The sequence below is a fragment of the Streptosporangium jomthongense genome (genome assembly GCF_042650425.1).
In the GTDB taxonomy this organism is placed as follows: domain Bacteria; phylum Actinomycetota; class Actinomycetes; order Streptosporangiales; family Streptosporangiaceae; genus Streptosporangium.
Genome location: NZ_JBHSBC010000036.1, coordinates 73,019 through 88,250 on the forward strand (window position 1 = coordinate 73,019; position 15,232 = coordinate 88,250).

Annotated in this window: 13 protein-coding genes; 10 read left to right on the forward strand and 3 right to left on the reverse strand. The window is 72.7% G+C overall.

What is annotated here, in order from left to right; translation table 11 throughout:
• The first annotated feature begins 262 nt into the window (after positions 1–262).
• The 8 genes from ACFOYY_RS30985 to ACFOYY_RS31020 all read left to right on the forward strand — a co-directional run bounded on the left by ACFOYY_RS30985 (position 263) and on the right by ACFOYY_RS31020 (position 10,005).
• Entirely contained in the window at positions 263–1,417 is a 1,155-nt protein-coding gene (locus ACFOYY_RS30985; protein ID WP_386194564.1) for an LLM class flavin-dependent oxidoreductase, read from the forward strand.
• 19 nt (positions 1,418–1,436) lie between these two features.
• The gene (locus ACFOYY_RS30990) at positions 1,437–3,008 is read left to right on the forward strand and encodes an ABC transporter substrate-binding protein (RefSeq protein ID WP_386194566.1); all 1,572 of its coding nucleotides are present in this window, start codon (positions 1,437–1,439) and stop codon (positions 3,006–3,008) included.
• Position 3,009: 1 nt separating this feature from the next.
• Positions 3,010–4,002: an ABC transporter permease gene (locus tag ACFOYY_RS30995; RefSeq protein WP_386194568.1), complete on the forward strand. Its 993-nt coding sequence runs from the start codon at positions 3,010–3,012 to the stop codon at positions 4,000–4,002.
• Complete coding sequence (locus tag ACFOYY_RS31000; RefSeq protein ID WP_386194571.1) at positions 3,999–4,886, forward strand: ABC transporter permease; 888 nt, start codon at positions 3,999–4,001, stop codon at positions 4,884–4,886. Before ACFOYY_RS30995 ends, ACFOYY_RS31000 begins: the two co-directional genes overlap by 4 nt.
• Positions 4,883–5,455 (forward strand): ATP-binding cassette domain-containing protein, encoded by a 573-nt coding sequence (locus tag ACFOYY_RS31005; RefSeq protein ID WP_386194574.1) that lies wholly within the window; start codon positions 4,883–4,885, stop codon positions 5,453–5,455. Before ACFOYY_RS31000 ends, ACFOYY_RS31005 begins: the two co-directional genes overlap by 4 nt.
• Entirely contained in the window at positions 5,346–6,686 is a 1,341-nt protein-coding gene (locus ACFOYY_RS31010) for an ABC transporter ATP-binding protein (RefSeq protein WP_386194577.1), read from the forward strand. The genes ACFOYY_RS31005 and ACFOYY_RS31010 overlap by 110 nt, the downstream gene beginning before the upstream one ends.
• A 171-nt stretch (positions 6,687–6,857) precedes the next feature.
• Positions 6,858–8,228: a transaminase gene (locus ACFOYY_RS31015; protein WP_352011803.1), complete on the forward strand. Its 1,371-nt coding sequence runs from the start codon at positions 6,858–6,860 to the stop codon at positions 8,226–8,228.
• 568 nt (positions 8,229–8,796) lie between these two features.
• The gene (locus ACFOYY_RS31020; protein ID WP_386194580.1) at positions 8,797–10,005 is read left to right on the forward strand and encodes a cytochrome P450; all 1,209 of its coding nucleotides are present in this window, start codon (positions 8,797–8,799) and stop codon (positions 10,003–10,005) included.
• On the opposite strand, the gene ACFOYY_RS31025 is transcribed toward ACFOYY_RS31020, so the two are convergent.
• Positions 9,995–11,026, reverse strand: coding sequence for a PP2C family protein-serine/threonine phosphatase (locus ACFOYY_RS31025; RefSeq protein ID WP_362914711.1), 1,032 nt, complete (start codon positions 11,024–11,026; stop codon positions 9,995–9,997). The genes ACFOYY_RS31020 and ACFOYY_RS31025 overlap by 11 nt on opposite strands.
• A 387-nt stretch (positions 11,027–11,413) precedes the next feature.
• On the opposite strand from ACFOYY_RS31025, the gene ACFOYY_RS31030 reads away from it, so the two are divergent.
• Together ACFOYY_RS31030 and ACFOYY_RS31035 are read left to right on the forward strand one after the other, a co-directional pair.
• Positions 11,414–11,857, forward strand: a complete 444-nt coding sequence (locus ACFOYY_RS31030; RefSeq protein ID WP_352011806.1) for a CBS domain-containing protein — start codon at positions 11,414–11,416, stop codon at positions 11,855–11,857.
• Entirely contained in the window at positions 11,854–13,146 is a 1,293-nt protein-coding gene (locus ACFOYY_RS31035; RefSeq protein WP_352011807.1) for an ArsB/NhaD family transporter, read from the forward strand. The genes ACFOYY_RS31030 and ACFOYY_RS31035 overlap by 4 nt, the downstream gene beginning before the upstream one ends.
• On the opposite strand, the gene ACFOYY_RS31040 is transcribed toward ACFOYY_RS31035, so the two are convergent.
• Both ACFOYY_RS31040 and ACFOYY_RS31045 read right to left on the reverse strand, forming a co-directional pair.
• Positions 13,143–14,153, reverse strand: coding sequence for a FecCD family ABC transporter permease (locus ACFOYY_RS31040; RefSeq protein WP_352011808.1), 1,011 nt, complete (start codon positions 14,151–14,153; stop codon positions 13,143–13,145). The genes ACFOYY_RS31035 and ACFOYY_RS31040 overlap by 4 nt on opposite strands.
• On the reverse strand, positions 14,150–15,217 hold the full coding sequence (locus tag ACFOYY_RS31045; RefSeq protein ID WP_386194585.1) for a FecCD family ABC transporter permease: 1,068 nt from the start codon (positions 15,215–15,217) through the stop codon (positions 14,150–14,152). Before ACFOYY_RS31045 ends, ACFOYY_RS31040 begins: the two co-directional genes overlap by 4 nt.
• Positions 15,218–15,232 lie beyond the last annotated feature (15 nt).

Genomic DNA, 15,232 nt, shown 5'->3' on the forward strand with positions numbered 1-15,232 from the left:
GAACGGCCGGGCGGGCGTCCGCGGGCGCGCCGGGGCAGGCGTGCTCGCGGACGGTGTGCAGGGAGCGGGGAAGGTCATCAGATCACGAACGTGAGGGCGACGGCAGGCAATCAGGCGATTGCCCACCGTACGGGGATGTGTCCGCCGTCCGTCACCTCCGGTGCTTCCGGCCTGCCCGGATCGGGTTGGAGGCCGTCCGTAATTGCATTTATTTCCTATCTGTATAGTATGTTTTGCGCCGAATCCCCGGAAAGGAACACCGATGACCGTCCCGCCCGCCCAGCTCCTGTGGTACCTCACCGCCCCTGACGGGCCGTACCCCTGGGAGGAGCGCGGCCGATGGGCCACCGACTTCGACCACCTGCGCCACGTCGCGGAGACGATCGACCGGCTCGGCTACTACGGCGCGCTGCTGGGCACCGGCCGGGACGACGGGCTGACCGTCGCGGCGGCCATGGCCGGGGCCACCCGGAGGATGCGCTTCCTCACCGCCGTCTACCCCGGTCTGACCTCACCCGCCAAACTCGCCCAGATCGCGCACACCATCGACCGCTTCTCCGGCGGGCGGCTGCTGTTCAACGTGGTCAACGGCAACGACGCCACCCTCGCCCAGTACGGCCTGCACCTCGGCCACGACGAGCGCTACGACTTCAGCGCCGAGTACTGGGACGCCTTCCAGCGCGTCTACCTCGGCGAGCCGGAGCCGTACGAGGGCAGGCACGTCCGGCTGGCAGGCCGGGCGGGGCCCGGGGGACCGCTGTCTCCGTGGGGCACGGCCGTACGCCCGACACCGCTGTGGGGCGCGGGCACCTCACCCGCTGGCGTCGCCCACTCGGCGGGCCTGCTCGACGTCTACCTCAGCTTCGCCGACACCCCGCAGCGCCTCGGCGAGAAGTTCCGCCACGTCGGTGCCGAGGCCGCCAAGCACGGCCGCACCCTGAGATACGGCACCCGCCTGCAGATCATCGTGCGCGAGACCGAGGAGGAGGCCTGGGAGCACGCCGCCTCGCTGCTGCGCGCGACCTCGGTCGAGACCGCCCTCGAACTCGCCAAGTGGAACCTGCCCGAACCGATCGAGACCTACCGGAGCCAGGACCAGCGGGTCAACCGGCGTCTTGAGGCGCTTCGCTCCGGGCGCCTGCCCGACGTGCGCGACCTGGAGATCCACCCCAACGTCTGGACCGGGCCCAGCCTGTTCGGCTTCGACGTGGTCTCACCGAGCTCGGGCACCTACCTGGTCGGCAGCGCGGAGAACGTCGCCGCCCGCATCCGCGAGTACCAGGAGCACGGCGTCCAGTCCTTCATCCTGTCCGGCTTCCCGCTGATCGCCGAGGCGCACCGGGTCGCCGACCTGCTCTTCCCCCTGCTCGACCTCGACCACGGCTTCGAGATCCCCTCGCTGCGCGCGGACGCGTAACCCCTCAGGAGACACTTCGATGAACAGCCAGATCACCCGGCGTGGCTTCCTCGGCGGAGCCGTACTTCTCGGCGGGGCGGCGCTCGTCGGCTGCGCCCCGGGGCAGGAGGCCGCGCGCCCTGGAACGATCCAGCAGGCCGCGGTCGCCGACGGCGCCCCCAGGCGGGGCGGCAGGCTCAGGCTCGGCGTGGTCGACGGCGACAGGGCGGGCACGCTCGACGCGCACAAGCCGCTCACCATCGGCTCGATCATCAGGGGCTTCGCGGTCTACAGCAAGCTGTGGGAGTGGGACGCCGAGATGAACTGGTCCCCCGCCCTGGCCGAGGAGACCGAGGCGAACGCCGACGCGACGACCTGGACCGTACGGCTCAGGCAGGGGCTCGAATTCCACAACGGCAAGACCATCACCGCCGACGACGTGATCTTCTCGGCCCGGCGGCTCACCGACCCCGCGCTCGGCTCCCCCTGGGCGGCGCTGCTGTTCACCCTCGACCGGGAGCGGATCGACAAGGTCGACGAACGGACCGTGCGCTTCCACTTCAAGGACGGCAAGGGCTTCGTGCCCTTCCCCGACACCTTCACCAACTTCGGCGCCGTCGTCCCCGTCGACTACGACCCGGCCAGGCCGGTCGGGGCGGGGCCGTACAAGCTCAAGGAGTTCACCCCGGGGCGGCGGTCGCTGTTCACCCGGTTCGAGAACTACTTCAAGGACGGCCGGCCGTACGCCGACGAACTGGAGATCATCGACTTCCAGGACGAGGCGTCCCGGATCGCCGCGCTGCAGGCCGGCCAGATCTCCCTCGCCAACGGCATCGGCGCCGACCAGGTCAGGCTGCTGCAGGGCGACCCGAGGGTCAGGGTGGTCGTCTCCGAGACCAGCAACTGGCAGTCCTTCGACCTCAACCTCAGCAAGGAGCCCTTCCGCGACGAGCGGGTGCGTGAGGCGTTCCGGCTGCTGACCGACCGGCAGGAACTGGTCGATCGCGCCCTGTCCGGCCACGGGCGCCTCGCCAACGACCTCTACTCGCCGCAGGACCCCACCTTCGACCGGAGCATCCCGCAACGTCCCCACGACGTCGAACGGGCCAGGGCGCTGCTGAAGGAGGCGGGCCGGGAGAACCTGCAGATCGAGCTGGTCTCCGGGGAGGGCGGGGACGCCGCCGCGCTGGTCTTCGCCGCCCAGGCGAAGAAGGCCGGGATCACCGTCACGGTGAAGAAGGTCGACGCCGCGACCTTCAACGGCCCGCGGCGCCTGGACTGGACGATGAGCACCGGCGGCCTGCTGACCGAGTCGTTCCTGTCCAGCGCCCTGCACCTGGACGCGCCCGTCTCGGCCGCGAACAAGACCCACTTCTCCGACCCGCGCTTCACCGAGCTGTTCGAACAGGCCGTCACCCAGCCGGACACCGCCAGGCGCGCCGAGCTGGTCCACGAGATGCAGCGCATCCAGCACGCGAAGGGCGGAATGGTCATCTGGGGCTTCAACAACGCCCTGGACGCGGTCTCGACCGGCGTCGGCGGCGTCACCTCGGAGCACACCCAGTTCGCGACCTGGCGTTTCGAGAAGCTCTGGGTCAAGGAGACGACCTGACATGGCCGGACAGGAACCGGGGCGCCCCCGGGCGGGCCGTCGGGGGAGGTGGCTGCTGCGCCGGGTCGCGTACGGCGCGGCGGCGGTCTGGGCCACCAGCGTCGTGGTGTTCGCCGCGACCCAGGCGCTGCCCTCCGACCCGGCCATGGCGATCCTCGGCGGGGACGCGACCCCGGAGAGCCTGGCCCGGCTGCGGCTCGACCTCGGACTCGACCGGCCGCTGTGGCAGCGGTACCTCACCTGGCTCGGCGGCGTCCTCACCGGTGACCTGGGCCGATCCCTCGACTCCGGCACCGACGTGGCGTCCCTGCTCGGCGGCAGGCTCGTCAACTCCCTGGCCCTGCTGGCCTCGGCGCTGACCGTCGCCGTCGCCCTCGCGCTGGCCCTCGGCCTGTTCGCCGCGCTGCGCAGGGGCGGCCTCGCCGACCGCGTCGTCACCTCGGTGGCGGTCTCCCTGCAGGCCGTACCGGGCTTCGTCGTCGCCGTCGCCCTGATCGTCCTGCTGGCCACGACCGTCTGGCCGGTCCTGCCGGCCGCCTCGCTGCTCGAACCCGGGGTGTCGCCGTTCGCCCAGCCCCACTATCTCGTCCTGCCCGCCCTGACCCTGGTCGCCGCGGAGACGCCCTACCTGCTGCGCCAGGTCCGCTCCTCGGTGGCCGAGGCCCTGGAGTCCGACTACGCGACCGCCGCCCGGCTGCGGGGCGTCCCGGAACGCCGGGTGATCTGGCGCCACGCCCTGCCCAACGGGCTGGTGCCCGCCGTACAGGCGACGGCGCTGACCACCGGGGTGCTGCTCGGCGGCTCGCTGGTCGTCGAGGTCGCCTTCAGCTATCCGGGCCTCGGCGGCGCGCTGAACGCGGCGGTCGGCGCCCGCGACATCCCGGTGATCCAGGCGGCGGCCCTGCTCGTCGCGGGCGGGGTGGTCGTCGTCAACCTCCTGGCCGACCTGGTCACCGTGCTGCTGACCCCCAGGCTCAGGACGGGGGAGCGGTGAGCGCGATCCGTCTCCCGCGCGACCGGCGGGCGGGAACGGGCGCGGTCGTGAACGTCCTGGCGGGGGCCGTTCGCCCGCTGCGCGACCGGCAGGTCAGGTTCGGGGCGCTGCTGACCGTCCTCGTCGTGCTGGTCGCGGTGCTCGGACCGGTGGCGGCGCCGTACGCGGCCGACGAACTGGTCGGACCGGCCTACGGCGCGCCCGCCCCCGGGGCGCCGCTCGGCTACGACTACCTGGGCGCCGACGTGCTGTCACGGGTGCTGCTCGGCGGGCGCTCCCTCGTGCTGACGACCGTCTGCGCCGCCGTCCTCGCGCTGCTCGCGGGCGCGGCGATCGGCATGTCGGCCGCCTGGACCGGGCGCCTGGCCGACCGGGCCGTGCTGTGGTGCGCCGACGTGCTGCTGGCCTTCCCGCACCTGGTGCTCGTGCTGCTGGCCGTCTCGATGCTCGGCCGCTCCCGCCCGCTGGTCGTGGCGACCGTCGCCGTCACGCTGCTGCCCGGCACGGTACGGCTCGCCAGGAGCCTGACGCTCGGCGTGATGGGGCAGGAGTACGTGGAGGCGGCCAGGCTCCTGGGCTACCCCCGGCGCCGGATCCTGTTCCGCGAGATCCTGCCCAACGTCACCACGCCGCTGCTGGTCCACCTGGGCGCGATGCTCACCTGGTCGGCCGGGCTGATCGCCGCGATGAGCTTCCTCGGGTACGGCGTGGCGGCCCCGGCGGCCGACTGGGGGCTGATGGTCAACGAGAACCACGGCGGCCTGCGCCTGCAGCCCTGGGCGGTGCTCGTCCCCGTCGTCCTGATCGCCCTGTTCGCGCTGGGCGTCAACACCCTGGCCGAGGGGCTCGGCCGTACCGTCGCGCCGGTCGAGGAGGAACGGTGAACGCCCATCCGCTGCTGCGCGTCGAGGGACTGCGGGTCGCCCTGGACACCGGCCCCGAGATCCTGTCCGGCGTCGGCCTGACCCTCGGCCCCGGCGAGATCGTCGGCCTGGTCGGGGAGTCGGGCTCAGGCAAGACCACGCTGGCCACCGCCCTGCTCGGACACGCCAGGCGGGGGGCCCGGATCACCGGGGGCTCGGTCACGGTCGGCGGCGTCGACGTCCTCGGGCTGTCGCCGCGTGAGCTGCGGCGGGCACGCGGCGGGCTGGTCGGCTACGTCGCCCAGGACCCGGCGACCGCCCTCAACCCGGCGCTGCGGATCGGCACGCAACTGGCCGAGATGGTGGCCGTGCACCGGCCCGGACTGCGCGGCCGGGCGGCGGCCGCCGAGGTNNNTGCCCTCGGAGGAGGCCTTCCTGCGGCGCTACCCGCACCAGCTCTCCGGAGGCCAGCAGCAGCGGGTGCTCATCGCGCTCGCCTTCCTGCCCGGCCCCCGGCTCGTCCTGCTCGACGAGCCGACGACCGCCCTCGACGTCACCACCCAGGCGCGTGTCCTGGCCTCGGTGCGTGAGATGTGCCGGGACCGGGGGGCCGCCGCGGTCTACGTCTCCCACGACCTGGGGGTCGTGCGGGGCCTGGCCGACCGGATCGCGGTCATGTACGCGGGCCGCGTCGTGGAGACCGCCCCCCTCGGCACGTTCTTCCCGACCGGGACGACCGGGACGACCGGGACGCCGGGGGCGTCCGCCGGAGCGTGGCACCCGTACACGCGTGGCCTGCTGGCCGCCTCCCCGGACGTCGCCGTCCGCCGGGCGCCGCGGTCCATCCCCGGCCACGCCCCGTCGCTGACGGCCAGGCCGGCCGGCTGCGCGTTCGCGCCGCGCTGCGCCCGGGCCGACGCGCTCTGCCGGGAGGAGACGCCTTCGCAGACGGGACAGGGGCCGGAGCACCTGGTGGCCTGCCACCACCCGGTCGCCGTCCCGGAGACCGCCGTCGCCGACGTCGTCGCGGACCTCCCCGAGGTACGGCCCGGCGCGGACGCGGAGCCGTTGCTGCGGGCCCGCGACGTCTCCTTCTCCTACGGTCGCGCCCACCGGGTGCTGCACGAGGTCTCCCTCGACCTGCGGGAGGGGGCCTTCCACGCGCTGGTCGGGGAGTCGGGGTCGGGCAAGACGACCCTCGCCCGGGTGCTGTCCGGATTCGGCGGCCATGTCACGGGCACCCTGTCCTACGCGGGGGCGCCGCTGGCGGTCGCCGGGACGGACAGGCCCGCCGAGCTGCGGCGCCGGATCCAGTACGTGTTCCAGAACCCCTACCGCGCGCTCAACCCCCGGCACACGGTCGCCGAGATCCTGCGGACCCCGATCAGGCACCTCTTCGGCGTCTCGCAGGACGAGGCGCGGCGGCGGGCACTGGACGCCCTCGACCGGGTTGCGCTCCGCCCGGAGATCGCCAGGAGCCGTCCCGGGGAGCTGTCCGGGGGCGAGCGCCAGCGCGTGGCCGTCGCGCGTTCCCTCGTCTGCGACCCCAGCGTGCTGATCTGCGACGAGATCACCTCCGCGCTCGACGTCTCGGTCCAGGCCGCGGTCCTGGAGCTGCTCACGACGCTGCGCCGTGACGGTCTGACCGTGCTGTTCGTCACCCACGACCTGGGGGTGGTCCGCGCGGTCGCCGACGAGGTCTCGGTCATGCACCGGGGGCGGATCGTCGAGCACGGCCGTACCGGCGACGTCCTGGACGACCCGGCGGACCCCTACACCCGGTCCCTGGCCACCGCCGCGCGGGGAGCCGTCACAGCCTGAGGACGACCGGGCCGGGGGGAGGTCTGCGGTCCCGGCAAACTTGGTAATCCGGTCCTATTTCCGGACTCATGGTGGAAGGTAGCGTCGATCCGGGGTCCGCGCCGACATGGCCCGTTCGGCCGTCCCACAGGCTCGGCCCCTGCCGGGGGCCCCGCCCGCACAGGAGGAACGATGACGGATGACCGGACGGCCGTCGTGCCGCAGGGGATCGACGAACGAAGCCTCGCCGCGCTGCTGACGCGGGAGCGCGCCGCCTGGATCGAGGGCAGGCCGAGGTCGGCGGCGCTGTACGAGCGCGCCCGCGCCTCGCAGTTGCACGGCACACCGCAGCACTGGATCAGGCAGTTCCCGCCGCCGGTGCCGCTGACGGTCGAGCGGGCCACCGGCGCCCGCCTGCACGACGTCGACGGGCACGACTACGCCGACTTCGGCCTGGCGGGCACGGCGGCGCTGTGGGGGCACGACCACCCCGCGATCGTCGCGGCGCTGCGTGACCAGCTCGGCCGGGGCAGCGTGACCCTGTGGCCGAACGAGGACCACGTGTGGGTGGCCGAGGAACTGCGGAACCGTTTCGGCCTGCCGTGCTGGCAGTTCGCCGTCTCGGCCACCGACGCGAACCGGTTCGCGCTGCTGCTGGCCAGGGTGGCCACGGGGCGGGAGCGGATCCTGATGTTCAACCGGGCCTACCACGGCGCGGTCGAGCAGACCTACGCCGTGCTGACCGAGGAGGGCGTCACGCCGCTGCCCGGCGTCGACACGGGCGGCGTGGACGTGCGGCGGACCACGAAGGTGGTCGAGTTCAACGACCTCGACGCGCTGGAACGGGAGCTCGCGCCACGGGACGTCGCCGCGGTGATCGCCGAACCGGTGATGACCAACGGCGGCGCGGTGATCCACCCCGACCCCGGATTCCACGCGGGCCTGCGTGAGATCACCCGCCGTACGGGGACCCTGCTGCTCATCGACGAGACCCAGACGATCCCGGCCGGTCCGGGCGGCTGCGTCCGTGAGTTCGGCCTGGAACCGGACCTCGTCACCATGGGCAAGTGGATCGCCGGGGGCGTCCCCGCGGGCGTGTACGGCATGTCCGAGGAGGTCGCCGCGGCGGCGGCGCGCTACACCCAAGACGGCGACGGCGGTCTCGGCAGCACGCTGGCGAGCGGCCCGCTCGCGGTCAGGGCCATGCGGGCGGTGCTCGAAGAGGTCATGACGGAGCGTACGTACGCGCACATGAACCGTCTCGCCGACCGTTACGGCCGCGGGATCGAGGAGGTCGTCGCGGCGCACCGCCTGCCCTGGCACGTCGGCCGCCTCGGGGGCCGCGTCATGTACGCCTTCACCCCGGAGCCGCCGCGCAACGCCGGGCAGCCCTATCCCCGGAGCGCCTCGCTGCGTGAGGCGCTGTGGCTGTACCTGGCCAACCGGGGGATCGCGCTCGACGGGATGAGCGGCGCGGCGCTGTTCTCGCCACTGTCGGAGGAGTCCGACGTCGACCGGCACAACGAGCTGTTCGCCAAGGTGATCGCCGAGCTCGTGGGGTAATGAGGGCGATGACGGAGCCCGGCGGGTTCACCGAGGCCACCGAGACCATCGGGCCATCGAGGCCGCTGTGGTCGTCAAGGCCGGGGTGGGCCCGTCGGCGCACGGCCGCCGTCCGGTGACGAACACCGCACGACGGGGACCCGGACGGCACGGGCCCGAAGCCGAAACATTTCCTTAATACGGGTTCTTCGGGGAAGTCGTGCCGGGAAAGGTCTTTGCCTGGTTCGCGGTCGTCGTGTCACATGACCGGGTGCCGGAAGCGCTTTTTGGAACCGTGCTCCCCCGCTTCCTTCCCGCCCTGTCCTGGCCGGTGGGAGAGACTTCTGTGTACCCTTCGGCGCGGTGCGGGACAGAGAAAGCAGAGGCCGGAAACGGCCCGAATTGATGGCTTGAGCGAGCTTTTCTGGCCTTTTGTCCGGCCCAAAAAGTGCTGTATGGAACTTTAACGACACCGCCGTGTCGCCTCGGGACGTTAATGTTTTCCACAAAAACATCCTTGTCGGGAAAACCATTCAGTGAGAGCTTGGGAAAACGGCTCGTCGTCCACTTCGAGAGGTGTTTCCCGGCCATGGTTGATGACGTCAACGACCTCGCGGACTCCGCGGACCTGCCCGCGCTCCCCTTCGCGCGGAGTAACCCTCTTGACCTGCCGCAGACCTACCACGCGTTGCTCAACGACGAACCGGTGGCCAGGGTGCGCACCCAGGCGGGCGACGTCGCCTGGCTGGTGACCGGCTACGAGGAGGCCAGGGAGGCCTTCGCCGAGCGACGCCTGGGCCGCTCGACCCCCACCCCGGAGCGGGTGTCCAGGATCTCCAACTCGGTGCTGCTGGGCGGCCCGCGCAGCGACACCATCGAGGTCGAGAAGGTCAAGCACGAGCGGATGCGCCGCCTGTTCGCCCCCGCCTTCTCCGCCCGCAGGATGAGCGCCCTCACGCCGCGCATCAGGGAGTTCGTCGACACGCTCCTCGACGACATGGCCGAGCACGGCCCCCCGGCCGACCTGCGGGAGCGCATCTCCCTCCCGCTTCCCGTGCTGGTGATCTGCGAGCTGCTCGGCGTGCCGTACGCCGACCGCGGCTACTTCAGGAAGCTGGCCGAGACGGTGGGCAACCTGAGCGACCCGCGCCGGGCCCAGGACGCGATGGACGCGCTGAGCGAGTACACCAGGAAGATCGTCATCGACAAGCGGGAGAATCCCGGCGAGGACGTCTTCTCCGACCTGGCCAGGGCGGACGTGTCGGACGAGGAGGTCGCCATGCTCTCCGCCGGGCTGCTGTTCGCGGGCCACGAGACGACCATCAACCAGATCGACTACGGCGTGCTCCTGCTGCTGTCCAACCCGGAGCAGCGCGACGCCCTGGTCGCCACCCCGGAGATGATCGACAGGGCGGTCGAGGAGATCCTGCGGATCGCGGCCCCGAGCAACCACGGCCTGCCCCGCTACGCGCACGAGGACGTGACGATCGGCGGTGTGACGATCGAGCGCGGCGACGCGGTGATCATCGCCATGACGGCGGCCAACCGGGACGAGCGGGCCTTCACCGAACCCAACCGCTTCGACATCGGGCGCGCCCCCGGCAGTCAGCACCTCGGGTTCGGCTACGCGATCCACTACTGCATCGGGGCGAGCCTGGCCAGGATCGAGATGCGCGAGATGATCGGCGGTCTGTTCCGCCGCTTCCCCACGCTCGCCCTGACCGTGCCGCCCGAGGAGCTGACCGAGCAGAGCGACTCGCTCACCGGAGGGGTCGACCGCATCCCGGTCACCTGGTGATCCCGGCGCCGTCCCTCGCCGGAGGGCGGGAATGGCGGCGCAGCAGCAGCATCGCCGCGTCGTCCTGCAACGGCCCGCCGACGTGGTCGAGCAGGTCGGCGCGCAGTTCCTCAAGCGCGGCCTGGGGGTCGGAGCCGCCGAGCACCCCCGCGCGGTCGAGGAGGGGGTAGAAGGCGCCGGAGGCGTCACGGGCCTCGATGACGCCGTCGGTGTACAGCAGGATCTGGTCGCCGGTCCCGAACGGCACCCGGTAGGGGGCGGGGACGGCGGGCCCGAGGGAGACGAGGCCGAGCGGGGGGATCTCCTCCTCCGGCTCGGCCAGCAGGATCCGGCCGTCGCTGCGCATGATCAGGGGCGGCGGGTGGCCGAAGTTCAGCAGGGAGATCTCCTCCTCGTGCACCTGGGCGAGGATGGCGGTGACGAACCTCTCGCCTCCCAGGTGACGGGCGAGGCTGTTTTCGAGCCGGTCGCCGATGCCCGGCAGGTCGGGTTCGTCGTAGGCCGCCTCGCGGAACGCGCCGAGCGTCCAGGCGGCGGTCTCGACCGCCTGCAGCCCCTTGCCCTGCACGTCGCCGATGAGCAGGCGCACCCCCTGCGGTGTGGTGACGACCTCGTAGAGGTCCCCGCCGATGCGGGCCTCGGCCGCGGCCGAGGTGTAGGACAGGGCGATGCGCAGGTCGCCCGCCCGGCGCGGCACCGGGCGCAACAGCACGTGCTGGGCCGTCTCGGCGACCATCCGCACGTTGGCCAGTTCGCGCTCGCGGCGGATGCGCAGGTGGGCGGCCAGCATGCTGGCACCGGTCACCGCGGTGATCGTCGCGATCGTGAGGTTGTTCTGCCGGTTGAACAGCACGCCGCTGTAGGCCGAGAGCGGCAGGCAGATGGCCAGCGCCAGCGCGCCGACGAGTACGGTGCGCCGTACGCCGCCGGACACCGAGGCGAAGGTCGGCCCGAGGGTCAGCAGCGGCAGGAAGCCGAGCCTCGGACCGGCGAGCATGTCGGTCAGGCCGACGGCGCCCATCACCGCGAACGGAAGGATCTTGAGTACCGCCTGTGATCTGCGATGGATCTCCGGCGCCGGGGAGTGCAGGGCTGGCCTCCAGGAATCGTGGAACAGAACGCCTGCTGCTCATGGTGCCGAGAGAGCATCACGATCAGCTGGCAAGATTGCTCAATCAGGGTTCGTTCCTGTCCCGTGGGTGAGAACAGGGCACTGATAAAGTCGTCCCCGGTGAGCCGGGAAGCCTGGTCGGCGCTGTCATGCCGTATGGCCTGGAAGGTGCTCGCCGATGTCTCCGTCCCCGCCCGCCGGGCTCCTGACCCGCCCGGGGAACCACCGCCCACCCGGCGGAGGACCCACGTCACCGGAACCAGTGCCGCGGGTCGCCGCGGCGAGGAGGACTCTCCGATGCGCGCACGCGACCTGCTGACCGCCTTTCCCACGGTCACCCTTGAGACCCCGGTCGCCGAGGCGGCCCGGCTGCTGGCCGACCAGGGACTGCCCGGCCTGATCGTCGTCGACGGCGACGGCCTGCCCATCAGCATCCTGCCCGGCACGCAGGTGCTGCGCCTGGCCGTGCCCGGCTACTGCCAGGACGACCCGGCGCTGGCCCGGGTGGTCGACGAGGCGCACGCCGACGGCTTCCTGCGGGCGGTCGCCGGACGGACGGTACGTGAGGCGATGCCCCGCGAACGCAGGGAACTGCCGGTCACCGACCCGGACGCGACGGTGCTTGAGGTCGCCGCCCTCATGGCGCGCACCCACAGCCCGCTGGCCGCGGTCGTCGACGACGGCCGCCTGGTGGGCGCGGTCACCCTGCGGACGCTGCTCGACCGGGTCCTGGCCGCGTGAGCGCCCTCGCCTGGCTTTCGGTCGCGGTCTTCCTCGGCGCCTACGCGCTGATCGCCACCGAACGGGTGCACCGGGTCGCCGCCGCCCTCGGCGGTGCCGGGATCATGCTGCTGATCCACGCGACCGATGCCGAGGCCGCGTTCTTCTCCCAGCACACCGGCGTCGACTGGAACGTCGTCTTCCTGCTGCTGGGCATGATGGTCATCGTCGGCGTGCTCAAGCAGACCGGCGTCTTCGAGTACCTCGCGATCTGGGCCGCCAAACGGGCCAGGGGCAGGCCGTACCGGCTGATGGTGTTGCTGGTCGTCATCACCGCCCTGGCCTCCGCCCTGCTGGACAACGTCACCACCGTGCTGCTCATCGCCCCGGTGACGTTCCTGGTGTGCGAACGGCTGGCCGTACCGGTGGCGCCGTTCCTGATCGCCGAGGCGATGGCCTCGAACATCGGCGGCACCGCCACCCTGGTCGGCGACCCGCCCAACATCATCATCGCCAGCCGCGGCGGCCTGACCTTCAACGACTTCCTGGTCCACCTGGCGCCGCTGATCGTGCTGCTGATGGTGGTCTTCGTGGTGCTGTGCCGGTTCCTGTTCCGCGGGGCGTTCGCGCACGACCCGGCGCGGGCGGCCGACGTGATGGCACTCGACGAACGTGAGGCGATCACCGACCGCAGGCTGCTGTGGCAGAGCCTGGTCGTGCTGGCCCTGGTCCTGGTGGCCTTCGTGCTCCACCCCGTCCTGCACTACGAGCCGTCCGTCGTGGCGATCCTGGGGGCGGGTTTCCTGGTGGCCGCGACCAGGGTCACCGCGGAGGAGGCCATCTCCGAGGTGGAGTGGCCGACCCTGACCTTCTTCGCCGGGCTGTTCGTCATGGTCGGAGCGCTGGTCGAGACCGGCGTCATCGAACAGGTCTCCCGTGCCGCCGTCGAGGCGACCCAGGGGCGGCTCGGGGTGGCCGCCACGGGCCTGCTGTGGGGGTCGGCCGGGATCTCGGCGATCGTCGACAACATCCCGTACGTGGCCACGATGAGCCCCATCGTGGCCGACCTGGTGAACGCGGCCGGAGGCGGTGAGCACGCCAGGGTGCTGTGGTGGGCGCTCGCGCTCGGCGCCGACCTGGGGGGCAACGCCACCGCCGTCGGCGCCGCGGCCAACGTCGTCGTGCTCGGCATCGCCGCCCGCAACGGCACCCCGATCAGTTTCTGGGGTTTCACGAGGTACGGCCTCGTCGTCACGCTCGTCACCGTCGCCGTGGCCACGCCGTACCTGTGGGTGCGATACCTGCTCTAGCGGCGTCTGACCAGCAGCCACAGCAGGTACGGCGCGCCGACGACACCGGTCACGACACCCGCGGGCAGCGGCACGCCGGGCACCGCGAACTGGGCGACCAGGTCGGAGGCGAGCAGCAGCGCGGCCCCGGCCAACGCGGACGGCAGCAGGGCGACGGAGCCCGTCCGGACGACGCGGCGCGCCACCGGGGCGCTGACCAGCGCGACGAACGGCACCGGCCCCACGACGGCGACGGCCGTGGCGGCCAGGGCGGCGGCGAGCCCGAGCACCAGCGTCCGGACGCGCCCGACCCGCTCGCCGAGAGCCGTCGCCGGGTCGTCGCCCAGTTCGAGGACGGGCAGCCCGCGCCCCGCGGCCAGCGCGGCGGGCACCAGCACCACCCCGCAGGCCGCCAGCGTCAGGGAGGTGTCCCAGCCCGCCCTGCCCAGGCTGCCGTTGATCCACACCAGCGCCTCCTGGGTGTCGCGCACGTCGCCGCTGGTGAGCACGTACGAGACGACGGCCGTGCACAGGGCGGAGACGCCGATGCCGACGATGACGAGGCGGTGACCGGCGCGCCGCCAGGACAGCAGGTAGACGGCGGCGGTCGCGACCAGGGCGCCGCCGAGCACGACACCGGTCAACGACAGGCCGCTCAGCCCGAAGGCGATGAGCCCGAGAATCCCGGCCGCACCCGCGCTCTGCGTGACACCGATGACGTCCGGGCTGGCCAGGGGGTTGCGCAGGATCGACTGGAGCAGCGCGCCGGACAGGCCCAGGCACGCCCCGGCCAGCAGCGCGGTGAGCATGCGCGGCATGCGCAGTTCCATGATGACGAACCCGGTCATCGGGTCCGCGCGGCCGAGGACGGCGCCGAGGACCTCCTGCGGGCTGACCGACGCCTTGCCGAGCGCGAGCCCGCACACGGCCAGTGCGGCGATCCCGGCCGCGAGCACGGCGGTGACCCAGGCCTCGCGCAGCCGGGCCCGCCTGCGCAGCCTGCCGGTCGGTGATCCGGTGACGGTCATCGGCGTCCCCTCCCGCGCGGCCGTACCAGGGCGATGAGCAGCGGGGCGCCGACCGCCGCGACCACCACGCCCACCTGGAGCTCGCCGGGGCGCGCGACGATGCGGCCCAGCACGTCGCAGCCGATGAGCAGGATCGGGCCGGAGAGCGCCGCGTACGGGACCATCCAGCGGTGGTCGGGTCCCGCGAGCCCGCGTGAGGTGTGCGCGACGATCAGCCCGGCGAAGGCGACGGGCCCGGCGGCGGCGGTGGCCGAGCCGCACAGCAGCACCACCGTCAGCGTGGCGAGCGCCCGGGTGAGCCCGACCCGCTGGCCCAGGCCACGGGCGGTGTCCTCGCCCAGGGCCAGGCCGTTGAGCGGCCTGCTGACCGCGACGGCGAGGACGAGCCCGGCGGCGACGCCGGGCAGTGTCTGCCACAACACCGGGAACCCCCGGGCGGCCAGCGCGCCGACCTGCCAGAAGCGCATCTGGTCGAGGGCGGAGCGGTCGGTGAGCAGCACCGCGGTGACCAGCGAGGTGAGCGCCGCGGTGACCGCGGCCCCGGCGAGCACCAGGGTGACCGGGCCGGCACCGCCGCGTCTCCCTGCCCCGGCGACGCCGTACACGAAGGCGGTCACCACCGCGGCCCCGGCGAAGGCGAACCAGATCCTGCCGCCGTCCTGGACGCCGAGGACGCTGACGGCGACGACGACGGCCAGGGAGGCGCCGGAACTGACGCCGAGCAGGCCGGGGTCGGCCATCGGGTTGCGGGTCAGCCCCTGGACGACCACCCCGGCCACGGCCAGGCCCAGCCCGGCCACCACCCCGACGAGGGTCCGGGGCAGCCGCTTCTCGACGATCACCAGGTGGTGCGGGTCCGCCGGGTCGTAGTGGGTGAGCGCCTGCCACACCGTGCGCGGCGGCAGGGCGTTGGCGCCGACGGCGAGGCTGAACGCGCACACCGCGACCAGCGCGACGGCGAGCAGGAGCAGACCGGCGACCAGGGGGCCGGTCCGGCGCCGGGACGCGGGACCGGCAGGGACCGCGGGTCCCCGGGCGTCCCGGGGCGCGGACAGGACGGGCACGTACGGATCTCCAGA